The following is a 22980-nucleotide window of genomic DNA, read 5'->3' as shown; positions in this document are numbered from 1 at the left end:
TCGAACTGGTCCTGGGGGAAGCCGCTGTTCTTGAGGAACGAGCGGTAATAGAACCCCATCTTGTCCTGGCGCCCGAACCAGGCCTGGCTGCGCAGCGGGCGTTTTCTGTTTTCGGTCATTCTTCTAGTGTTTTTGAAACTATGTGTCGCTCCGCTGGGTGAGCTTTTCGGGACGCAACTTTTGTTGAATAGGCTCTCAGCTTGAATCATATAATAGTACTAATAGCCAGCTGGTAAGGCTGCTAAAGTCGAAGAGCAACGACAATCGTAGGGAGAAAGCTCATGAAGGCCCGTCAACTTCTGGCGACGATTGGCATGGCTGCGCTCATGCTGTCCTCGGGCTCCGCCTATGCCCAGACCAAAATGACCGTCGGGTTCTCGCAGGTCGGGTCGGAATCCGGCTGGCGCGCGGCCGAGACGAAGGTCTCAAAGATCGAAGCCGACAAGCGTGGCATCGACCTGAAGATCTCCGACGCACAGCAGAAGCAGGAAAATCAGATCCGTGCGGTGCGCTCCTTCATCGCCCAAGGCGTCGATGCGATCTTCATCGCGCCGGTCGTGTCGACGGGCTGGGATGCGGTTCTCAAAGAGGCCAAAGACGCCAAAATCCCAGTCGTGCTGCTCGACCGCTCCATCGACACGAAGGACGAGTCGCTCTACCTCACCGCCGTCACCTCAGACACAGTTTATGAAGGCAAGGTGGCCGGCGAGTGGCTCGCCAAGGAAACCGGCGGCAAGTGCAACGTGGTGGAACTGCAGGGAACCGTTGGCTCCAGCCCCGCGATCAACCGCAAGAAAGGTTTCGATCAGGTCGTTGCCGCCAATCCCGGCATGAAGATCATCCGCACGCAGTCCGGCGACTTTACCCGCACCAAGGGCAAGGAAGTGATGGAAAGCTTCATCAAGGCCGAGGGCGGCGGCAAGAACATCTGCGCCGTCTATGCGCATAACGACGACATGGCGATCGGCGCCATCCAGGCCATCAAGGAAGCCGGCCTGAAGCCAGGCACGGACATCAAGATCGTCTCCATCGACGCCGTTCCAGACATCTTCAAGGCCATGGCCGAAGGCGAAGCCAACGTCACGGTCGAGCTGACGCCGAACATGGCGGGCCCAGCCCTGGATGCGCTCATCGCCTTCAAGAAGGATGGCGCGATGCCGAAGAAGTGGATCCAGACGGAGTCGAAGGTCTTCACGCCCGAGACGGCAAAGGCCGAATACGACAGGCGCAAGGACCTCTACTGAGATCGTCAAGTGACCGGGGCAGCAGGCGGGTAATCGCCTGCTGCTTTGCATATGGGCCGGAAAGAGTGGGATTCCATCAGTGACAGAGCAGCCCCAGCTTCTCGAGATCCGAGGTCTCACAAAGGGTTTCCCGGGCGTGCAGGCGCTCGACCATGTGGACTTCACGCTGCATGCGGGGGAGATTCACGGCCTGCTCGGCGAGAACGGTGCCGGGAAGTCGACCTTGATCAAGGTGCTGACCGGCGTTTTCAAGCGAGATGCCGGCACCATCCGCCTCGACGGACAGAAAATCGAGGCGCGCGATCCGGCGGATGCGCTCTCGCTCGGCATCGGAACCGTCTATCAGGAAGTCAATCTTCTCCCTAATCTGTCGGTGGCGGAAAACCTCTTCATCGGTCGTCAGCCGCATCGCTTCGGGCTGGTGCGCACCGGCGAGATGCGCCGCCTCTCCGAAGAGTTGCTGGCAGGCTACGGCCTCGACATCGATGTCGCCAATCCGCTGAGCACCTATTCGGTAGCCGTCCAGCAGATCGTTGCTATCGCCCGTGCGGTCGATCTCTCGGCCAAAGTCCTGATCCTCGACGAGCCGACGGCGAGCCTGGACGCGCATGAGGTCGAAACCCTCTTCAAGATCCTGCGGGATCTCAAGAGCCGTGGCATCGGCATCGTCTTCGTCACGCATTTTCTCGATCAGGTCTATGCGGTCTGTGACCGGATCACCGTGCTGCGCAATGGACATCTCGTGGGCTCCCGCCCCATTGCGGGGCTGCCGCGCATCGAGCTCGTCTCTATGATGCTGGGGCGCGAGCTGGCAGCGGAAGCGCTTCATCGCACCCAGCGTGGCACCGTCACGGGAGAGCCACTCGTTGCGTTCAAGGATTACGGCAAGCGCCGTCTCATGGAGCCATTCAATCTGACCGTGCGTCCCGGCGAGGTGGTGGGCCTTGCGGGCCTTCTCGGTTCCGGGCGCACCGAGACCGCCAAGCTAGTTTTCGGCATCGAGCGTGCCGACAGCGGACAGGCCTTCGTCCACGGCAGGACGGTGCGCATCGCCACGCCGCGCGACGCCGCGCGGCTGCAGTTCGGGTTCACGCCGGAGGATCGCAAGACGGAAGGCATCGTGGCGGAACTGTCCGTTCGCGAAAACATCATCCTGGCGCTCCAGGCGCAGCGCGGCTGGCTGCGGCTGATCCCGAGGCGCAAGCAGGAAGAGATCGCCAACCGCTTCATCAAGCTGCTCGATATCCGCACGCCGGATGCGGAAAAGCCCATCGGTCTTCTCTCCGGCGGCAATCAGCAGAAGGCGCTGCTGGCGCGCTGGCTTGCCACCGAGCCGCGCTTCCTCATTTTGGACGAGCCGACGCGCGGCATCGACGTGGGGGCGCATGCGGAAATCATCCGCTTGATCGAGCGTCTGTGCGAGGACGGGCTCGCCCTTCTCGTCATCTCGTCCGAGCTGGAGGAGATCGCCTCCTACAGCGACCGGGTCGTCGTCCTGCGCGACCGGCGGCACGTGCGCGAACTCTCCGGTTCGGACGTGAGCGCCGACACCATCATGACAACCATTGCAGGCCATTGAATGATTGGTATGATCCAGGCCAGACCTTCCCGCAATCTTCCCAAGGGGCTTCCGCAGGTTGCGGCGCTCCTTCTCGTCTTCTTCGTCAACTGGCTCGTCTTCCGTGACTTCTTCGCCCTGCGCCTGCAGGACGGACGCCTGTTCGGCAGTCTCATCGACGTGCTGAATCGCGGCGCGCCGGTAGCCATCCTGGCCTTGGGGATGACCCTTGTCATCGCGACGCGCGGCATCGATCTCTCCGTCGGCGCCGTCATGGCGATTGCGGGCGCGATGGCCGCGACGCTGACGGCGCAGGGCTACCCGCTGCCCGTAGCACTCGCCGCCGCCGCGGGCATCGGCCTTGCCTGCGGCCTGTGGAACGGCATTCTCGTCGCGGTACTCGAGATCCAACCCTTCGTGGCCACCCTGATCCTGATGGTGGCGGGACGCGGCTTCGCGCAGCTAATCACGGAAGGCCAGATCATCACCTTCACCAGCGAAGGCTTCGCGGCCATCGGCAGCGGCTCATTCCTCATGCTGCCCATGCCGGTTGTGATCGCCATCGTGATGCTCATTATCACGCATGTCATCGTCCGCTATACGGCCTTGGGACTTTTCATTGAATCCATCGGCGTCAATGTGCGCTCGAGCGCTTATGCGGGGGTCGGCACCAAGGTCGTGACCATCGCGGTCTACATGTGGTGCAGCCTGTGCGCGGCGATTGCGGGCCTGATCGTGACAGCCGACATCCGCGGGGCCGACGCAAACAATGCCGGCCTCTGGCTTGAACTGGATGCGATCCTCGCCGTGGTGATCGGCGGCACGTCCCTTTTCGGCGGACGCTTCAGCCTCGGGCTCGCCCTCGTCGGAGCCCTCATTATCCAGGCGATGAACACCGGCATCCTGCTGAGCGGCTATCCGCCGGAATACAACCTCATCGTGAAGGCCATCGTGGTGCTCGCCGTGCTACTCGCCCAGTCGCCCGTCCTGTCGGCCATGCGCACCGTGTTGAGAGCAAGAGCATGATCCGGCGTCACCTTCCCGTCCTCATCACACTCGCCGTCTTCATTGTCGGCTACCTGATCTGCCTTGCGCAATTCCCGAGCTTCGCCTCGACCCGCGTGATCGGCAATCTTTTGACCGACAACGCCTTCCTCGGCATCGTCGCAGTCGGCATGACCTTCGTCATCCTCTCCGGCGGCATCGATCTCTCGGTCGGTTCGGTCATCGCGTTCACGGGGGTGTTCCTCGCTGTCAGCATCGAGAAATACGGGCTTAATCCCTATCTCGCCTTCATTCTTGTCCTGTGCATTGCCTCCCTGTTCGGGGCCGGCATGGGCTTCCTGATCCACACCTTCCAGATCCCGGCCTTCATCGTCACATTGGCAGGCATGTTCCTGGCGCGGGGCCTGTGTTTTGTGCTGACCACGGATTCGATCCCAATCAACGCGCCCGCCTATGGCCATATAGCGGACATTGCCTTTGCTCTTCCGGGCGGCGGGCGGCTGACCTTCATCGCCATCGTCATGCTGCTGACGTTCGCTGCCGGCATCGTTCTGGCCCATTTCACGCGCTTTGGCACCAATGTCTATGCGCTCGGCGGCAATCGGACGTCTGCTGAGCTGATGGGCGTTCCCGTGGGGAAGACCACCATCCGAATCTACATGCTGTCGAGTTTCCTGGCGGCCGTGGCCGGAATCGTCTTTTCTTTTTACACCTCCGCAGGCTATTCGCTGGCTGCGACCGGGGTCGAGCTCGACACCATTGCGGCGGTCGTCATTGGTGGGACGTTGCTGACGGGAGGTTACGGAACGATCATCGGCACGCTTGTCGGCGTGCTTATTCAGGGATTGATCCAGACTTACGTCACGTTCGAGGGAACCTTGAGTTCCTGGTGGACGAAGATCGCCATTGGCGCCCTACTGTTCGCCTTCATCGTGCTTCAGCGGGGCCTCTCGGCGGCGTCGCTTCGAACGCGGTAGAGTTGGAAAAGGAGATTGGTGTTGCTGAACAGTGTCCAGAGGCCTGTAAGAGCGCGATCAGCCCACGATCTCGTCGCCCATGGGATCGGCCAGAACATCATGCAGGGCCGCTTTCCCATCGGCAGCATCCTGCCGGGCGATGCGGAGCTGATGGAGCTGTACGGCGTTTCGCGCACTGCCCTGCGCGAAGCCTTGAAGACCCTGGCGGCGAAGGGCCTAATCGAGTCCAAGACCAAGGTCGGCACGAAGGTTCTTGACCGCAACAACTGGAACATGTTCGACGCCGACGTCCTCGGCTGGCATCTCGAGATGGACGTCGATGCCCGCTTCCTCGGATGGCTGTTCGAAATCCGGCAGATGCTGGAGCCCTTGGCCTGCGCCACTGCCGCCATGCGCCGCACGCCGGAGCAACTCAAGCAGATGGACCGGGCGCTCCAAGCCATGTTCCAGTGTGAGACGAGCCGGCAGGGCTTCACCAAGGCGGATCTCGCCTTCCATCAGGCCATCCTGGAAGCTTCCGCCAACCCCTTTCTGCAATCGATCGGCTCCGTGATCGGCGCGGCGCTCGCCACCTCGTTCACGATCAGCTCGCCAGTTTCAAGCGACGAACGCTTCAAAGAGGTGATGTGGCAGCATCAGGCGGTGTTCGATGGCATCGAGCAGCGCAATCCCGTCGCTGCGAGCGAGGCTATGTCGGACTTGATCCTGCAGGCTGCGGAGCGGGTGCAGGTCAAGCATGTGGAAAGCTCTCTCGCGACGGTCCAAGTCCATTCCTTCTCAGGTGTCGAGTAGCTGGGGCGACGGCTTGGGAACGCCCGAGGCGGTCATCGGAGTTCGATCGATGACTGCCTCGGAGTACTGCCGTTAATCACGAATCTCGTATTTTGGCCCCGGGCGAACGAAAGCCGGACTTCCATATTCGTAGGGTAAGCTGACCTCCATATGACCACGCTTAATGGCTCAAATTGACCCCGAGCGGACTTTGAGGTGCTGCGGCCCAAGGTTCAGATGAGGTGAAGAGTGTGCATCCGCCGATCACCCGAGAGCGGAACCGACGATGGGGTAAGACGTAGCCTCACTTCTGTCAGAAATCGTCAGCCAGCCGGTTGATCCCTCCCGACATGACCGTCATAACCTCCCCAGCTTCCGCAATCGGGCGGATAGGAGAGCTCCCGCATGGGTCTCAACGTCGCAAAGCTCAGGTCCGAGACGCCGGGCGTCGCACACCGCGTTCACCTCAACAACGCTGGTGCCGGACTGATGCCGCAAACGGTGCTGGATGCGATGGTCGGCTACCTTACCCGCGAGGCCGAGATCGGCGGGTACGAGGCAGCCGGCGAAGCCGCTGACGCTCTCGACGGTGTCTACGACAGCGTGGCTCGCCTGCTTGGCGCGGAGCGCGACGAGATCGCTCTGGCCGAGAACGCGACAGTCGCTTGGCAGCTCGCCTTCTATGCCCTTGACTTCCAGCCCGGAGATCGGATCCTCACGGCGCGCGCCGAGTACGCGGCCAACTACGTCGCCTTCTTGCAGGTCGCCAAGCGCACCGGCGCGGTCATTGAGGTCGTGCCCGACGATGGCGACGGCGTGTTCGATCCCGAGGCGCTCGAACGTATGATCGATGGTCGCGTGAAGCTGATCGCGATCACCTGGGTCCCGACGAACGGCGGCCTGCGCAATCCCGCGGCGGCCGTCGGCCGGATCGCGCGCCGGCACGGCGTGACTTACCTGCTCGACGCGTGTCAGGCCGTCGGTCAGATGCCGACCCGGGTCGAGGAGCTCGGCTGCGATATCCTTACAGCGACCGGCCGCAAGTTCCTGCGCGGCCCGCGCGGCACGGGCTTCCTCTATGTACGCCGCGAGCTCCTGCGCACGCTGGAGCCGCCGATGCTCGACCACTTCGCGGCGCCCTGGGTTGCCCCCGACCGGTACGAGCTGCGGGAGGACGCACGCCGTTTCGAGACCTGGGAGAACAACTACGCAGCCCGGCTCGGGCTCGGGCGCGCCATCGACTACGCCCTGGACCTCGGCCTTGAAGCCATCGAGTCGCGCTGCCGAACGCTCTCGACGAGCCTGCGCGCCGGCCTGCAAGCCATCCCCGGTGTCTCACTCCACGATCTTGGTCCGGACCCGGCCTCCATCGTCACTTTCACGGTTGGGGGCCGCGATCCCGACGCCCTGAAAGCGAGGCTCGCCCAATCCGGCTACAACGTCAGCGTCTCCCGCCCATCGAGTACGTTGCTCGATGCGAGAGCCCGCCAGCTTCCCGTGGTGCTGCGGGCATCCCCGCACTACTATAATACGGAAGACGAGCTTTCTCGCTTCGTCGAAGCCGTGTCCGCAATTGCTTGAGTGCGCTGTGGAGCCTGAGAATGCCTGTCACCGGTATCGCAAGCTGGTGCCCACCATCGGACGAGCTGTCGGATTGGCCTGAACAACTGGCGTGCGCGAAGCGGACGTGTCTGAGGCAGGTCTCCAATGCCTCGCCTCTGGCCCTGTCGGAGGTTGCCTAATCCTTAGTCACGGATAGGTCGCGCGGCAGATACGATATCGGCGCGGTCAGCGCCGCCGACGCCGAAAGTCATCGGTTGCGGTGGTTGCGCAGATGGCGTCATTGACTTGCGGAAGAAGGATCAAGCGGTGAGCAACTTAGCTCCTAGCGGCTTGGCTTCTTTGGGGCAGGCGGCGCTGCTCTCTCCATGTGAGACGTCCCAATGAGACCATAGGGCTCTCCGTCTGCTCCTGGCACTCTCCGGAAGTAAGCTGAATTTCTGCAAAGGCGCGACAAGCGGACTTTCATTTGGCTCGTCCAACGTTGCACCTTGGCCCTTAGCGGCTATCAGAAGGGGCAACTATTCGGAACATTGAAGCGTCTCGCGAGGTTATCGGAACGTTCCCGATCCAGCAGGAGACAGAGAATGGCCGAGAAGGATCTGAAGGCCCTCTTTTTGCACCGGCTCAAGGACACCTATTTTGCCGAACAGGCCATTCTCAAAGCCCTGCCGCAGATGGCCGTGGCTGCGCAGGCTGAGGAGCTCAAGGGTGCCTTCGCCGTACATCTGAAAGAGACAGAAGGGCAGGTGAAGCGTCTGGAGCAGGTATTTCAGTTGCTCGGGGCGAAGCCTGCGGGTGTCGAGTGTAAGGCTATTCAGGGTATCATCGAGGAAGGCCAAGAGATCGTGCAAGAGTTCGGCGGCGGCGAGGCTCTGGATGCCGGGCTGATCGCGGCAGCCCAAGCGGTGGAGCATTACGAGATCACCCGCTACGGCACCTTGCTGGCATGGGCCAAGCAGTTGGGTCTCTCCGAGGCGGAAGGCCTTATCCAGGAGACCCTGATCGAGGAAGAGAACACCGACCAGATCCTCTCAGAATTGGCCGAGGACGCCATCAATCCTGCTGCCACAGCGTAGGAACCCATTGGCGAAGGCTGATTAAGAACGATGGCGCTCACACCAAATCGCCGGCCGGAGGCTTCCGCTCGGCTGTCCCGCATCGCTGAGGCAAGCCAGCACGTGATCCAAGGTCGTGATCTGAAACAGCCCTAAATGCTTGCTCGGGTATGAACCAGGGGAGGATCTGCACCTCTGCAGGTTCCCCGTTTAGTCATTGACGGAAAACTCATCCAAAAAGCAATCAGACTGATTTTTAATGTTCAGAAGCCGCAACGGAACTTCCTCTTTCTGGTCCTGTGGCATCCATTTCGCGAGCTCAGGCGGCGTCATCGGCAATCTCGTCTAGAGACAAGCCATCCGCCTGCAAGCGCCACATGCGATCGAAGAGGCCGTGCTGCTGGCGCAACTCGCCGGCCGTTCCGTCTTCCACGATGTGTCCTCCCCGCATCACGATGATGCGGTCGAATGCCGTAAGGGTGGAAAGCCGGTGTGCGACGGCAATCACGGTTCGGTCGCGCATGAGGCGCACGAGAGCTTTCTGAACTTCCATTTCCGACTCCGTATCGAGAGCGGAGGTCGCCTCGTCGAGGATGATGATCGGCGCATCCTTCAAAAAGGCACGGGCGATTCCCACCCGTTGCCGTTGACCGCCGGAGAGCTTCATCCCGCGTTCGCCGACGATCGTGTCGTAACCCAGCGGCAGAGATCGGATGAACCCTTCGCAGTAGGCGGCGCGGGCGGCCGCGAAGACCTGCTCGTCGGTGGCGTCGGGGCGCCCGAACCGAATGTTCTCCATAATGGTCCGGTGGAAGAGCGTGATTTCCTGCGGCACCACGGCCAGCGCTTCGCGAAGGCTGTCCTGCGTGATCGATCGGACCGGTTGTCCATCGATCAGGATCTCGCCTTCCTGCACATCGTAGAGCCGTTGGAGGAGGTGAACCAGGGTCGACTTTCCGGCTCCCGATGGACCAACGATGCCGATCTTCTGTCCGGCGGTAATATGAAGATCGATGTCGTGCACCGCATCCTGGCTGCCGCTATAGGCGAAACTCACATCCCGGAATGACACCGATCCGCAACGGGATTCCAGGTGTGGCGCACTCGGGACATCGCAGACCGATTGCGGTTGCCCGATCACGCGGAGGGTCTCATCGATGTAGCCGAACTGCTGAACCATATCGACCAGCGACAGGGCCATGTCGCGGGAGCCGTGCAGGATCCGGAACGTGAGGGCACTGACCACCACCACGTCACCGGGTGTAATCCTGCCGACACTCCACAGGTGGACGCACCACGACAGCATCGTCCCTGCCATCGCCCACATTGCCACGTCGTGGAGCACGCGGGCCTTCTCCGTATACATCCAGCTCGCACGCTGCGCCTCGGCCTCGCTACGAAAGTCCTGGGCGAGCCGCTCGCGTTCGCGGTGCCGGGCCGAGAATGCCTTGACGGCCCACATGTTGGATATCACGTCGATCAGCTCTCCGCCGACGCGATTGGCGTGGCCCGCATAGGTCCGGTGATGATGGTGGCCCCGTTCGCCGAACAGGATGAGGCCGGCGGTCACCAGCACCACGAACACCCCAAGGGTCGCCATCATTCCCCAATCGATGAAGGCGAACACCACCATGGCTCCGATGAAATCCACGAAGGGCGGCAGGACGCGCCAGACGACCGTGTTGGTCAGCGCGCCGAAGTTCCCAGCCGTGGACGTGATGCGCTGCCCGAGCGATCCTGCCAGGTTCTCGGCGAAATAGCGCATGGGCTGGCCGTTCAGGTAATCGAAAAGGTCGAGGCGCATGTCGATGCCGGCGCCGAGGGTCGTACGGCACCCGAGCCAGCCGCTCAGACGCCACAGGATGCTTTCCGCAGCGATCAGACCGATGAAGAACGATAGCGCCGTCCAAGCGGCGGAGCCGTCTGACCTAGGGCCCGACATGGCGTCGACCAGGAACTTCATCACGTATTGGACGCCCACGGCGCAGCAGGCCGCACCGAAGACCATCACGAAGAGAAGGCAGAAGCTCAGCGGGCGGGACCTGATGTAGTGAAGGATGAACGCCTTCGGGCCGCGCATGAACGGTGGCGGCGGGCGGCCCGGAGAGGCGTCCTCGGCGACGCTGCCCTGTCGGCGGGTGAGGAGGGGAAAGCTCAGGTCGGTCCACATCGTGCCATTCACTCAGCTGCCGCGAGGGCATTCGCCTGCCGTTCCGGGATGGTGCCGATCTCCTGAAGCTGCGCCTGCTGGCGGCCCAGTTCGCGCGCCAGCGCCATGCACACCGACCGTCGCCCGTCCTGGTCCGCCGACGACAGGAGACCGACATGGCAGACGCGTCCGTTCGCCCAGCCCGGATAATCGAGGATGGGGTAGAGGCAGAGGCCTTCGATCGGAACGCCCGCAGCCCGCGCCGTGTCCACTTCGCCGCAGACGTAGTGAAGCCAGGATGGGCGGCCGCATCCCTCGGCGCCGGTTTCCGCGATCAGGATGGGCCGGTCGTAGCGCCGGTGCACTTCAAGCAGCATGTCGTGCAGGGGGCGGTATGCGTGATGTCCCATCGGGATGGTGGGGCCCCCGTGATACCACTGGTTCTCGGGGTAGTAGTTCACGCCGACGACGTCGACGAATTCGGGGGCGCCGCCCAGCTCCGGTTCGAGCCTTCCGCTCAGCATGTCGAGCACCTCGAACTGCGAGAGGCGATAGGTCTCCGCACCCTGCAGGTGCTGCTCGTCGCCAAGGCCCCCCTCCACATTGATGAGGGGCTCCGCGGTAATGAGGCGCGCGTCCGGATCGACCGTCCGGATGGTGTCGATGGCCGCAATGGTGGCGCGGACGAGCTGACGCTTCAGCTCGGCGCCGCGCTGGTGGCAGGTGGGGTTGAAGTGCCCGACCTCGCCGCCGGCCCAGGCCCAGTAGGAGATCTCGTTGATCGGGCAATAGACGGTGGCGCCGTCGGTCTCGCCGCGGATCAGCTCCGCGGCAGCCGTGGCGAACCGAGCGAACCGCTCGACGAAATCGGCCGACCAGATGTCGAGATCGTCGGGCCACCCGTAGTGGCAGAGATCCCACACGATCTGAGTTCCCGAGGACCGGGCGGCGCGAACCATCGGCAGGACGCTCGACCAGTCATAGCACCCGGGGGTCCTTTCGATCAGGTGCCAGCGGATTCCGTCCCGTGCTGCCGCAATGCCGTAGGGGGACAGCGCTTGGTAATCCTCGGCTGCGAAGCGCTCGTGGCCAGTCGACGCCAGCAGGTCGAGCCTCTGGCCGTCCGATTTGCGATGGCTGGAGCATTCAAAGCCTCCGAGAAAGAAGCTACGGAACAGACGCGGTTGATGGAATGATGCCATGCGTGGAGATTCTCCAGCCAAGAAGCGGATTGGCCGGACTGGTCCGGCAACGCGACTTAAAAAGGGCGCCGACGTCACGTCGGCTTACAGGTAACGGGAGTTCCCAGGCTGTTACTCTGCAGCGAATGTGCCCGCCTCTAACTACGGCAGCACGAAAGATGTTCCGCGACGGCGGTTGCCCAAGGGTATTAATTTTCCGCTTGCAGGGAAAACATCGCTTCTTCTGCCGTTCGTGAAGTATTGCCGGGCACCAACTTATGTTAATGCGTCCTCTGTTCCGTGAAGAGCAGCGACTGCTTCCGTGTCGACCGCTCCTCCGGGGAAGGCCGTTCGAAGATGATCCGACGCGCGGACGCGCCCGAGCGAGGTCGTGACAGCAGATCCCGTGTTCTTCCGTCGATTTTCCAAAACTCCATTCTCAAGCTCATCATAAGTTAATGGCAGCTCTACTCCGCTCATCTAGGGATAGATCATCCTCAGTTCGCTCGGAGTCAGGCCATGCTGACGACGTCGGTTCGATTGACAGGCAGAAGGCTCAACCAAGGTGGGTCGTCACGGACGCGTCTTCGGCGCAAGACGAGCGATAGACCAAGCCTTTCACCTGAAGTCTCCGCCTGCCTCGGGGAGCGGCTTCGGGCCTCCTACAAGGAGATGATGCGCGATCCCACGCCCGATCGGTTCATCCGCATTCTGGAGTCCCTCAACGCCAAGGAGAAAAGCGAGTGACCGCTGAGCCCTCGCTGCACAAGCAGATGTTGAATGCCGTTCCAAGACTGCGCGCCTTCGCCATTTCGCTCGCCGGCAATACCGTCTATGCGGACGACTTGGTGCAGACAGCCATTCTGCGCGGGCTCGAGCACCTGGACACGTTTCAGGCAGGCACTAGCATGCAGGCCTGGCTTTTCACGATCCTGCGCAATCATTTCTATACCGAGCATCGCAGGCGCCGCAGGGAGGTCGAGGATGCCGACGGTGCTTTGGCGGCCAAGCTCTCCGTCATGCCGGCCCAGGATGCCCGCCTGGATCTCGACGACATGATGGCGGCATTGGCCCAACTCAGCAACGAGCAGCGCGAGGCGCTCCTGCTCATCGCGGCCGAAGGCATGTCGTACGAGGAGGCCGCCCAAATCTGCGGAACCAATATCGGGACGATCAAGAGCAGGATCAATCGCGCCCGCACCCGGCTCACGGAGCTTCTGGAACTCGTTCCCGAAGTGGATCTTGGTCCCGACCGCGTCGCTCGGGCCAGCGTGGCCGTGCACACCGTCATATGACCGCGACGGTGTCGTTCCTGCAACGGGAGCCTAATCCTCGTCGCGACTTCCGCTCCCGAAGAGCAGAATCGTGAACCGTCTCGCAACCTGAAGGCTCAGCGCCGCCGTAATCGCCACGATGAGGGCCCACTCGGTTTTCGCAGGAGCCGGGCCATGCCTCAGCAAAACGAAGACGACGGCCGCCGGCAGAACCAGTCGCAGGATCGAGCCGATGCAGGTCGTCGCTGGCATCATCTCTTCTCACGCTGATGGCGCTTCCCGAAGCGCCGCAACCACATGTCCGGAAGCCGCGCCGGCGTTCCGGCGCGGGTCGTCTCACGCAGCCGGATCCTCCTCGGCTCCGGATCCGGTCACATGCACCTCGATGGCGTGGCTTTTCTGGACGTCCGGCACCTCTGCCGGCCGACGCTTCGCCACGTTGAACGCGTTGCCGGCGCTGAGCACGTGCAGGCGGATGTCATACATGGACAGGGACCGCTCCGGTTCCGCCTCGGCGATGTTGGAGTGGGTCACTCCCGCGCCGTCGACCACATAGACGCAGCCGGTGCCGATCACCTCGAAGCGCTCGTTCTCGAAGACGAGGGCCGTATCTTCGTCGATGCCGATTCCGAGCTCCCGCGGGTTGTGCGCCACGGCTCCGAAGAGGCGCCCGAACCGCCCCCGCTCGGCGAAGTGCTGATCGATGATCATGTCGCGGACCAGACCGAGGCCGGGAGCCATGTGCAGATCGCCGATCTTGTAGGACTCCCCGCTCTTGCCCTTGACCAGCATGGTCTCGCTCATGACCGACGCCCCCGCGGAGGTTCCGGCGAGAAGACCGCCGCGCTCGTGCAACTCCCGCACCCGCTGCTCGACTGGCGTATCGCCGATCTGGCTTGAGATGCGCAGCTGGTCCCCGCCCGAGAAGAAGACCCCGGCGGCTCCGTCGAAGCAGTGCAGCTTGTCGGGATCGAGGGTCTCGGCGCGGTCCTTCACGTAAAGCTCCACGAGTTCGCTGACGCCGAGGCCTTCGAACGCCCTCTGGTAGGCGTCGAAATAGCCCTCCGGCTCGTGCGACGCGACCGTGGCGATCACGAGCTTGCCTCCGTTCACGTGCTTGGCGACCTCTCGCAGGATTGTGCGGTCGCCCTCCTTGTCCTCGCCGCCACCGATGATGATGAGCGGCCCCTTTGCGTTCTTTCTCGTTCCGTGCCTCATGGTTCGGGCGGCTCTCCTTCAAGGTTGCGTCGACGGCGACTTGAAAGGGCAGGAGCGGGCGTTGCCTTCCTGCCCTGTAACGATCAGGCGCTTTTCCGCCACGGAACGGCCTGTGCGTCGGTTCTCTCCACGTCGACCTCAAGACGCGTATCGGGCTTGACCCGGAAATCGAGCACCTGCTGCCACATCGCCTCCACGTCGGTGGGGGTGAGCACCACCAGATCGCCCGGCTGCGCCGTGCCCAGGCAGAGATCCGCCGCTTCGTCCTCTTCAAGGATGCGCTTGATCCGCTCCTCCGGAAAGCCCGCCGAAAGCGCGCCTTCCGCTAGCAGGGCCACGATCTCGCCCGGCCTGCGGCCGCGACGCGCAGGGTCCTCCCGGAAGATGATCTCGTCGAAGTAGCGTGTAGCAAGCGCACCCATCTCCCGCATGTCGTCGTCGCGGCGGTCGCCCGGAATGTTGATCATGCCGATCACGCGCCTGTGGCGCGGGCGCATCTTCACGATCACGTCGCCGAGCGCCTGCAGGCCGGCCGGGTTATGGGCATAGTCCAGGATCACGCGGAAGCCGTGGCCGTCGAACACGTTGAGCCGCCCGGGATTGTGCTCGAACGAGGTGGTGTAGGTCGATAGGGCCATACGGATGACGTCGACCGGCACGCCCTGCGCGTAGGCCATGGCGGCGGCCCCGAGCGCGTTCTGGACATTGAACTCGGCAAGTCCGTCGAGGGTGGCCGGGATCTCGGCGGCCCGCATCAGGTAGATGCTGTCCCCATTGTCGTGGATCACGATCTCGCCGCCTTCGGTGCGCCCCGGTTCGCGCACGACCGCGAGGCCACCATCCTCGATGTGCTCGCGGAGGAAGTCCGTCATGTCGGCACCGCCATGCAGGGAGAAGTAGCCGATCCTGCCGCCGGCCCGCCGGCGCATGTCCACCGTCATCGGATCGTCGGCGTTCAGGATGCTTGTGCCCTTCCGATGGACCGCCTCCACAACGACCGACTTGACCCAGGCCAGGTCCTCGACGGTGTCGACTCCCTTCAGGCCGAGATGGTCCGGCGCGATGTTCGTCACAAGGCCGACGTCGCACTCCGGGAACCCGAGGCCCTCACGCAAAATCCCGCCGCGGGCCGTTTCGAGCACTGCCACGTCGACCGTCGGGTCCTTCAGAACAACCCGAGCACTCCAGGGGCCGGACGCATCCGTCTCGACCACGCGATCGCCGTTCACATAGATGCCGCTGGTCGAAGTCAGGCCGACGCTCAGGCCCTGCGCCCGCAGGATGTGACCGACCATGCGGGCCGTGGTGGATTTTCCGTTTGTGCCCGTGATGGCCAGAACCGGAACGCGCGCCGGGGCGCCTCGCGGGAAGAGCATGTCGATGACCGGACGGGCCACGTTCCGGGGGCGGCCTTCCGAGGGCTGGAGGTGCATGCGGAACCCCGGCGCGGCATTGACCTCGATGATCCCGCCGCCGGTCTCATGCACAGACCGGGTAATATCTAGCGCGATGAAGTCGATCCCGGCGACGTCGAGGCCGACGGCCCGCGCCGCCCGGCGGGCGATCATCGCGTTGTGCGGATGGATGTCGTCGGTCCGGTCGACCGCCGTGCCGCCTGTCGACAGGTTGGCCGTATCGCACAGGTAAACGATCCGGCCGGCTTCCGGCACACTCTCCAGGCTCAGTCCCGACTTCGCCAGCACGCCGCGGACGTGGTCATCGATGGTGATGCGCGTCATAACGTTCTCATGGCCCGCGCCCCGGCGGGGGTCCCGGTTCACGTCCTTCACGAGATCGACGATGCTGCGCCGGCCGTCGCCGACCACATGGGCCGGCACCCGCTCGGCGACGGCGACTACCTCGCCGTTCACCACGAGGATCCGGTGGTCCCGACCCTTGAAGCAGTTCTCGACGATCACGCGCCGGCTGTGGCGAGCCGCCTCCTCGAACGCCCGAGTGACCTCCACCGGATCGGAAAGGCCGATGCTGACCCCTCGGCCATGGTTGCCGTCGAGCGGCTTGACCACGACCGGATAGCCGATCCGCTCGGCCGCGCGCACCGCGGCCTCGGGGCTGCGGACCACATCGCCCCTCGGAACCGGCAGCCCGGCATCGGACAGGAGCGACTTCGTCAGGTCCTTGTCGCTGGCGGCGTCGGTGGCGATTGAGGGAGTCAGGCTGGTGATGCTGGCGCGAATGCGCTTCTGATGCCGCCCGGTCCCGAGTTGCACGAGGCTCTGATCGTCCAGGCGCATGACCGGAATGCCACGCCGCTCGGCCTCGTTCACGAGCGACTGGGTCGTCGGCCCGAGCGCCCTGCGGCGGTGAACGCACCTCAGTGCTTCGAGGGCCGACGCCAGGTCGAAACCGGCCTGCAACGCGGGTTCGCTCTCGTCCTCGTAGATCCGGTCGAGCCCGGAAATGCCCTGGAGGTCGGGCGGCAGCAGCGAGTCCAGGAGCTGAAGCGCCAGCCGGCCGGCCAGCCGACCGACCTCTTCGTCCTGATACGAATACATGACGTTGTAGACGCCGGTCCGGCCGCGCACCGAGCGGGTCTTGCCGCGCGTCACGCGGGAGCCGACAAGGGACTGGAGCTCGATGGCGACGTGCTCGGTCACATGGCCAAGCCAGGTTCCTTCTTCCAGGCGCCGCACGAAGCCCCCGGGCTCGTGGAAGCAGCAGCCGTGCTGATGAAGCCCGGGCAGGACCTCCAGAAGACGCCCGGTGAAGCCCGGAAGTCGATTGGACGGCCATTCCTCCAGCGTACCGAGATCAAGCATGATCCGGATCATCGGGGTCAGGCTGTAGAGGTGAGGTCCCCGATAGACGCCCCGTTCCACGACCCGTATGGAGCGGGCCGCCGCATCGTCCGGCGCAGCACTGGCGGCGCCTCCGCGCGACTGATCGAAAAGGCGGCTGACAACTTCCCCAGAACAGCCCTGTGCCTGAAGATCATCACCCATCTAATTGCGCTCCTGGCTATGCTGAAGGCAGGCGGCCGGTTCTGGCCGCAGCCTCCCGTCATCTTGCTTTTGTGAGTAATCGGAAGAGGTCAGAAGAACCCCTAGGATTGCTTAATTCTTAGGCGCTATGAATGTTCCGCAGGCCATTATTGTTATGGCTGCCGGTGGGTGCTGATTAACATATGTTATTGCTTAGAAAATCATCGGAGATACAAGGTAGTTTGCCCCCGACGTCGCAAATTCATACTGAGTTCTTTCTTGGCAGGCACGTTTCTGCACTCAAGTTTTATAGAGGATCCGCTTCACTGACGCTCAACTCGGATCCCACAGCAGGGGCTTATCATGCTCCCTAAGCGCAAAGAACATAGGGCAGGGCCTAACATAGGTTGGGGACCGGCATTAGGCGCTCGGCCTAGCCTCGGACCAGTCCTGCGACCTGCCGATCATCCAGGCGGAGTTCGGTATGCCCTCGGGATCACGACCGTCCACGTCAACCGGGTTGTGCAGCAGATGCGGGCCGACGACCTCGTCCGCACGAAGGGGACGGTTCTGACCGTTCTCGATTGGGAGGCGCTGAAGCGGGTCGGTGACTTCGATCCGATCTACGTGCACCTCACGTAGTAGCAGGCCGTAACATAAGCCTCTGGTCACTTTCCACAAACGGCCTTTCGCACGACAAAAAGATACCGGATGGTCCGGAATTGGCACGCGCCGATCGTTGATCCTGTGGCTGCTTGAGCCTCGGGCTCGGACCTTGTTCCGTGACACGAAAATGGGCTCTGAGCCGGCTCGTCGGCAAGCCGCCTCAGGCGCTTGGATATCCACCTGCTCCGCGATCAGGAGGGCATCGTCGACGTCAATCCCAAGATACCGCACCGTACTCTCAATCTTGCTGTGCCCAGCAGGAGCTGGACGGCTCGGAGATTTCCGGTTCTCCTATAGATCATCGACGGCCTTGGTTCGCCGGAGGGAATGGGTGCCGTAGGCGAGCCGATCGAGGCCCATGGCGCGAAGCCAGGATCCCAGCAGGCGGGCGTACGGGCGCGTCGTGATTGGCCTTTGGCGATTGCCCCGGCTTGGAAACAGCGGCTCGCCCTTGTGCAACTCTTTCTTCTCGAGCAAGCATCCCACAGCCTCGCGGGTCTGCTCGGCAATCTCGAACTGAACGGGCCGGCCGGTTATCTCTGCATAATGGTTGCTCGAGATCGCACCCGCCCACTGGGAGCCACATCGTCGACCCGGAGCGCGATCAGGTCACAGGCTCGCAACCTGCTGTCGAGCGGGCAGGGAGGCAAACGACCTCAGATGTAGGTGGACTTCATCATCATATAGGTGGTTAGCCGTCAACACGGCCCATCACCATAGCTTCAGCTGATCCAACCTGCCGATCGATGTAAGTGTGGGCGTTGCCTGCTGTTGCTTTTGATTATCTTGTGCTTCGTGCTCCAGTTGGCATTGCTCCTCCTGATTTTCGATTTCTGAGCCACTTGCGCTGCGGCCGCCATTGCTTCCGCCCTGGCCCGATATTTCGGGTGAGATTTTCGGAAGGCGAATATTGCTGTCCTCCCGGTACTCGGGAGACGAGATAAGCTCCGTTTCTTCGAGTGGATAACTTTTCACATCAGGACAATTGTATCGCGGCTTCTTCTGGCGCGCAGAATTCTTCTTCCCTTTCCCCCTCCTTGAACGTCTGTAGACATCCTCTGCGTTCACGGAGCCATAGTCATAGCTGGCGTGCTTTTTGCTGCTGCCTGATGTCGCTACAGATTTGTCAACGAAAGAGTGATCGCTCGTGCCTTTGATCGTGATTGGTCTCTTCTCACCTACCGCATGGTGCTGCAGAATCTTACCATGATCGAGAGCGATCACTCGTCCTGACATGCGTATTGTCTCCGGTCGGTGAGCAATGACGATGCGCGTGATCCTCATCTTTCCGAAAGCGTTGTTAACCAGTTTCTCCCGCTCGATATCCAAGTGGCTTGTCGCTTCATCGAGGAGAAGGATGCTTGGTTGCCGGTATAAAGCGCGTGCAATCACCACCCGCTGCTTCTGCCCGCCTGAGAGAACGGTTCCCATGTCGCCGATCAAGGTGCCATATCCCATCGGCATGGCCATGATGTCGTCGTGCACGGCAGCTCGTTTGGCGCATTCTACGACGCGCTCATGATCTGGGCGTTCCGAGAAGAAGCTGATGTTGTCTGCAATCGATCCTGCAAACAGCTGGTCGTCCTGCATCACCACACCGATCCTGGCACGGTGGTTCTCAAGACCGATACGCGCGAGAGGTTCGCCATCAATCAGAATCTCCCCATGGTCCGGCTGTACCAAGCCGGCGAGCAGCTTCAACAGGGTCGACTTGCCTCCACCCGAAGGACCGACGATGGCAACCGACTCCTCAGCGTCGACCCGCAGGCTGATGTTGTCGAGCACCCAAGGCTCGTGTTCGCTGTACCTGAAGCTCACGTTCCGCAGTTCGATCGCCGGAGGAGGGTGACCTCCGGGCAGCGGCATCAGAGAGCTACGCGTTTCCGGTTCGGTGAGAGCAATGTCGGACAAGCGTTCCGCATGAAGGCGTAGCATCTTCAGGTCGACGGCCCGATCGATGAGAACGCTCACGCGGCCGATGAACTGATCCTTGTAGGCGATGAAGGCGAGCATCAGGCCAATCGAGAGGGCATTGCTGAGAACTTGCCGAGCGGCGAGCCAGATGATCAAGATTCTCAGCAGGCCCAGCAGCAGCCTGTTCCCGGTCTGGAACAGGAAAGCGAGTTTCTGCGTCGTAAGTTGCCGGTTGGTGACCTCGATAAGGAGATTGAGCCAGTGAGCGCGGCGGTCCTCCTGGCCGTTGAACAGCTTGATCGTGCGAATGCCACGCAAGGTCTCCAGGAAATGACTGTCGAGCTTTGCCCTCCAAACGATCGCCTCCATGGAGGCCTGGCGCAGTGGTGAGTAGGAGACCCAGCGAAGGATGCCATAGAGAACGGCCGTCCCGACCACGATAGCCGCCATGTCCGGAGCGATAACCAGCATGATCGCCAGGGTAAGGCCGGTCATGAGACCGTCCATCACGGCCTCCACCAGTTCTGTGGTGATCGCACTCAGGATCGTCTCCTGCGAGGCGAAGCGGGATGTCACGTCGCCAAGATGACGGGCCTCAAAGAACGAGGCCGGAAGACTAATAAGATGTGAGAAGAGATTGGCGCGCGACTGTACCTTTAGGGTTGCGCTGAGTCCCATCAGCATCCAGCTGCGCATTGCCGTTATCGAGGTTTGCAGGACGAGCAGGAGCAGAAAACCCAGTACTAAGGTAAGCAGAAGATCGTGATCGGCGGTGACTAGGGCATGATCGACCACCCAGCCCATGAACAATGGGCTGGCCATCGCGAAAACCTCAATCGCCACTGCCATCGCCAGCTGATGGGAGAGGGCGCGTTTGACACCAACCATGCGGCCAAGCAGCCGCCGAAACCGCACGCGGGGGGGCGCAGCGGCGGGCCCGAAGCGATCTGTCGGATACAATTCGAGCGCCACGCCCGTGAAGCGACGCGACAGTTCTGCGGGCTTCAGATGGCGCAGCCCAAAGGCCGGATCGTGTATGACGCAACCAGAGCGATCAGTGCCGACCAGGACAACGAAGTGGTTGAGGTCCCAATGCAGGATGCAGGGCAGCCGTAGCCTCGGCAGCTCCTCAAGCTCAAGCCGCAGAGGGCGTGTCGCGAAACCGATTTGATCGGCAATCCTCACGACATCCTTGAGCGTCGCGCCCTTGAGGGAAAATCCATAGCGCCGGCGCATGTCCGCCAAGTCGGCATCGTATCCGAAGTAGCCCGCGATCATCGCGAGGCTGGCGAGGCCGCACTCGGAGGCCTCCGTCTGCAGGATCATCGGGGTGCGACGGCCCCAGCCGAGGTTCAGGCGGTTGGTGATGGTCATCCAGTCAATTTCCCGCTGATGCTGAACAGGGGCTCGAGCATCCACTCCACCAAGCGGCGGCTCTCCAGCAGTACGTCCGCTTCCAGCTTCATGCCTGGCTGAAGCGGCATAGGACTGCCGTAGGCTGTGACGGTCTGCTGCTTCAGCTCGACCGTAATCCGGTAGACCGGCTCGCTGGTGCCGTAGAGCGTGGAAAGTCCGGCGAGCTGCTGGGTCATCTCGGCTGGGCTGATCGTGGCGCGGGAGACGGCAGTCACGATACCCTCGTGAAAGCCGAACTTCTGATAGGGAAAGGCTTCGTAGCGAAGGAGCACCCGCTGGCCTTCGTGGATGAAGCCGATGGCGCGGCTCGGGCTGAACAGCTGAGCCTGCAGGTTGGCGCCGGACGGCACAATATTCATGAGGGGAACACTGGGCTGCGCGCTGCCACCCCGCTCGACCTGCATGCCGCTGACGGTGCCATCCTGTGGAGCCGGTATCACGATCTCCCGCCGGGCCTCCGCCTCGGCCAGCTCCTGCTCAAGGGCGGCGATGTTGCGGTCGATCTCGGCCAGCTGGGTGAGATGCTTGATTGGGATTTCGCGCAAGGACGCCTTCAGCTGCAGGGATTCGCGCTGAAGAGATGCCTGGGTCCTCTCCAGTGCCTGGAGCTTTGCGGCCTGCTGGATGCGCTCCCGTTCCGCCTCCTCCCGACGAGGCTCAGTGACGATGTCCCTAGAGCGCAGGGTCCGCATGCGCTCTTCGATCTGCTGATTGAGCTCGAGTTGGGTCCGTTGCAGCTCTAGCTCCTTCGTCAGGAACGTCTGCTCGTTGTCGAGGGCCGCGATGCGCTGCACCAGATCCGCCATCTGCTGGGAGACGAGGCGTTTCTGGATCGTTTTCTCTTCGGCCATGCTGTTTCGGCGCTCGGTCAGGCGTCGGACGATCTCCTGCCTCGTGCCCCCGAGCGCCTCGCTCTGCAGTTCGGTGGAGATGGCCAGCAGCGGCGTACCCTTCTTAACGGTCATGCCCTCGCTCGCGTGGATCCGGGTGATGACTCCGGACTGAGGCGCATAGACCCGCACCAGACCCTGCTGCGGCACGAGCCAGCCGTTGATTCGAGCCTTACGGGTGTAGGAGGTGAAGAACAGCATGCCCAGGACGGCCGCTGTGGCGAGCAGTGCCAGCGACGCAAACATCCAGTGGGTGATCTTTGGCTCAAGCAGCACCGTTCCGAGCCACTGTGACTGGTGCTCAACCATCACCTCGGGGCGAAAGAGCGGCTGCGCGGGAGCGGACCGAGTATTGCCCTCGACAAGTGAATTATACTTGGAGGCATTCTCGCTCATAACAGCCAACTCACCGCCTCAAAGCAGTTCATGGTGAAGATCGAACGCATTATACAAGCGGCTGACAACTGCCATTCATTGCATCCTGCTTGCGTCCGAAGACACCGGCACCAGAGGTGCCGGTGCGACAGTTCAATCGTGGCCTTAACCGAGCAGCTGTCCCGTATGGTGACTGAGCACCCATTGGGCGCGTGGAACAAGACGGACTACTACTCTGGATCATTAGTTCTAACGTGAGAACTTGTCCCCGCCACCACCTGCATAAGCATGAGACGATCCCGCGTTTTCACCGTCGTCTATACCTTCAGACTTGTGCCCTTCTTTCTGCTGTCCCCAACCATTGTTGCCCTTCGTCTTGGGCTCTTCGGGACATTCCGGAGGTTCGTAGCAGGGCGGCGGCGGGCAGGGGGTGTAGCAAGGCGGGGGCGGACAAATGACCAAACCGGCGCCGGAAACGTGAGCGAGTTCTTCAGTCTTGAGTTCGCGCATAGCAATTCCTCCAGAAAATCCTGAGAATCAGGATCTGTCCTGTAAATTGAACGCCGGATACTCTAAGCAGTGCGAAGCTTGTCTGTTGTTGTGGCAGAAACATCTAGGTCTTGGTGGCAATCTTCGCGTTTCGAATTTGTACTTACCGTAAGCAACGGTCTGTTCGGATCCGTACAATACTTGTGATAAACAGCATTAATCCGAATGTAGTGGACTCTACAGAATGGCTATCGCTGGGCGCGCTCCCGCAAACCGTCTAAGCAGTAGTTCGA

At 62.2% G+C, this 22980-nt stretch carries 17 protein-coding genes; 10 read left to right on the top strand and 7 right to left on the bottom strand.

The genetic code is table 11. From position 1 onward, the window contains the following. Positions 1 to 281: 281 nt before the first annotated feature. The 7 genes from ytfQ to DES45_RS22530 all read left to right on the top strand — a co-directional run bounded on the left by ytfQ (position 282) and on the right by DES45_RS22530 (position 8194). Entirely contained in the window at positions 282 to 1244 is a 963-nt protein-coding gene (gene ytfQ / locus DES45_RS22560) for a galactofuranose ABC transporter, galactofuranose-binding protein YtfQ (RefSeq protein ID WP_147282481.1), read from the top strand. A gap of 70 nt (positions 1245 to 1314) precedes the next feature. After that, positions 1315 to 2823: a galactofuranose ABC transporter, ATP-binding protein YtfR gene (ytfR, locus tag DES45_RS22555; protein WP_114772847.1), complete on the top strand. Its 1509-nt coding sequence runs from the start codon at positions 1315 to 1317 to the stop codon at positions 2821 to 2823. Further along, the gene (gene ytfT / locus DES45_RS22550; protein ID WP_114772845.1) at positions 2824 to 3828 is read left to right on the top strand and encodes a galactofuranose ABC transporter, ATP-binding protein YtfT; all 1005 of its coding nucleotides are present in this window, start codon (positions 2824 to 2826) and stop codon (positions 3826 to 3828) included. It abuts the gene before it with no gap. Continuing rightward, positions 3825 to 4784: a galactofuranose ABC transporter, permease protein YjfF gene (gene yjfF, locus DES45_RS22545; protein WP_114772843.1), complete on the top strand. Its 960-nt coding sequence runs from the start codon at positions 3825 to 3827 to the stop codon at positions 4782 to 4784. Before ytfT ends, yjfF begins: the two co-directional genes overlap by 4 nt. Before the next feature lie 21 nt (positions 4785 to 4805). Beyond that, positions 4806 to 5576: a FadR/GntR family transcriptional regulator gene (locus DES45_RS22540; RefSeq protein ID WP_245571843.1), complete on the top strand. Its 771-nt coding sequence runs from the start codon at positions 4806 to 4808 to the stop codon at positions 5574 to 5576. A gap of 384 nt (positions 5577 to 5960) precedes the next feature. Further along, the gene (locus DES45_RS22535) at positions 5961 to 7136 is read left to right on the top strand and encodes an aminotransferase class V-fold PLP-dependent enzyme (RefSeq protein ID WP_114772839.1); all 1176 of its coding nucleotides are present in this window, start codon (positions 5961 to 5963) and stop codon (positions 7134 to 7136) included. Between the two features lie 566 nt (positions 7137 to 7702). Beyond that, positions 7703 to 8194, top strand: coding sequence for a YciE/YciF ferroxidase family protein (locus DES45_RS22530; RefSeq protein WP_114772837.1), 492 nt, complete (start codon positions 7703 to 7705; stop codon positions 8192 to 8194). 298 nt (positions 8195 to 8492) lie between these two features. Here the strand turns inward: DES45_RS22530 and DES45_RS22525 are convergent, their stop codons facing one another. Both DES45_RS22525 and DES45_RS22520 read right to left on the bottom strand, forming a co-directional pair. Beyond that, on the bottom strand, positions 8493 to 10343 hold the full coding sequence (locus DES45_RS22525; RefSeq protein ID WP_245571842.1) for an ABC transporter ATP-binding protein: 1851 nt from the start codon (positions 10341 to 10343) through the stop codon (positions 8493 to 8495). Between the two features lie 8 nt (positions 10344 to 10351). Then, positions 10352 to 11524, bottom strand: coding sequence for a beta-glucosidase (locus DES45_RS22520; protein ID WP_114772835.1), 1173 nt, complete (start codon positions 11522 to 11524; stop codon positions 10352 to 10354). 498 nt (positions 11525 to 12022) lie between these two features. Here DES45_RS22520 and DES45_RS26410 point away from each other — a divergent pair, with 498 nt between their 5' ends. Further along, entirely contained in the window at positions 12023 to 12250 is a 228-nt protein-coding gene (locus DES45_RS26410) for a NepR family anti-sigma factor (RefSeq protein WP_170151610.1), read from the top strand. Then, on the top strand, positions 12247 to 12798 hold the full coding sequence (locus DES45_RS22515) for a sigma-70 family RNA polymerase sigma factor (protein WP_114772833.1): 552 nt from the start codon (positions 12247 to 12249) through the stop codon (positions 12796 to 12798). The genes DES45_RS26410 and DES45_RS22515 overlap by 4 nt, the downstream gene beginning before the upstream one ends. Positions 12799 to 12828: 30 nt before the next feature. Here the strand turns inward: DES45_RS22515 and DES45_RS22510 are convergent, their stop codons facing one another. From DES45_RS22510 to cphA, 3 genes are all read right to left on the bottom strand, one after another. Continuing rightward, entirely contained in the window at positions 12829 to 13032 is a 204-nt protein-coding gene (locus tag DES45_RS22510) for a hypothetical protein (RefSeq protein WP_114772831.1), read from the bottom strand. Between the two features lie 81 nt (positions 13033 to 13113). After that, positions 13114 to 13995 carry a cyanophycinase gene (locus DES45_RS22505; protein ID WP_114772829.1) on the bottom strand — a complete coding sequence of 294 codons (882 nt, stop codon included), beginning with the start codon at positions 13993 to 13995 and terminating at the stop codon, positions 13114 to 13116. A gap of 83 nt (positions 13996 to 14078) precedes the next feature. Further along, on the bottom strand, positions 14079 to 16958 hold the full coding sequence (gene cphA / locus DES45_RS22500; protein ID WP_114772827.1) for a cyanophycin synthetase: 2880 nt from the start codon (positions 16956 to 16958) through the stop codon (positions 14079 to 14081). 510 nt (positions 16959 to 17468) lie between these two features. Here cphA and DES45_RS25905 point away from each other — a divergent pair. Continuing rightward, complete coding sequence (locus DES45_RS25905; RefSeq protein ID WP_245571841.1) at positions 17469 to 17579, top strand: hypothetical protein; 111 nt, start codon at positions 17469 to 17471, stop codon at positions 17577 to 17579. Positions 17580 to 18314: 735 nt separating this feature from the next. Here the strand turns inward: DES45_RS25905 and DES45_RS22490 are convergent. After that, positions 18315 to 20891: a peptidase domain-containing ABC transporter gene (locus DES45_RS22490; protein ID WP_114772825.1), complete on the bottom strand. Its 2577-nt coding sequence runs from the start codon at positions 20889 to 20891 to the stop codon at positions 18315 to 18317. Continuing rightward, entirely contained in the window at positions 20888 to 22219 is a 1332-nt protein-coding gene (locus DES45_RS22485) for an HlyD family secretion protein (RefSeq protein ID WP_114772823.1), read from the bottom strand. The genes DES45_RS22490 and DES45_RS22485 overlap by 4 nt, the downstream gene beginning before the upstream one ends. Positions 22220 to 22980: the final 761 nt, after the last annotated feature.

The organism is Microvirga subterranea, assembly GCF_003350535.1.
Lineage (GTDB): Bacteria > Pseudomonadota > Alphaproteobacteria > Rhizobiales > Beijerinckiaceae > Microvirga > Microvirga subterranea.
This window is presented reverse-complemented; position numbering and strand designations above follow the sequence as displayed.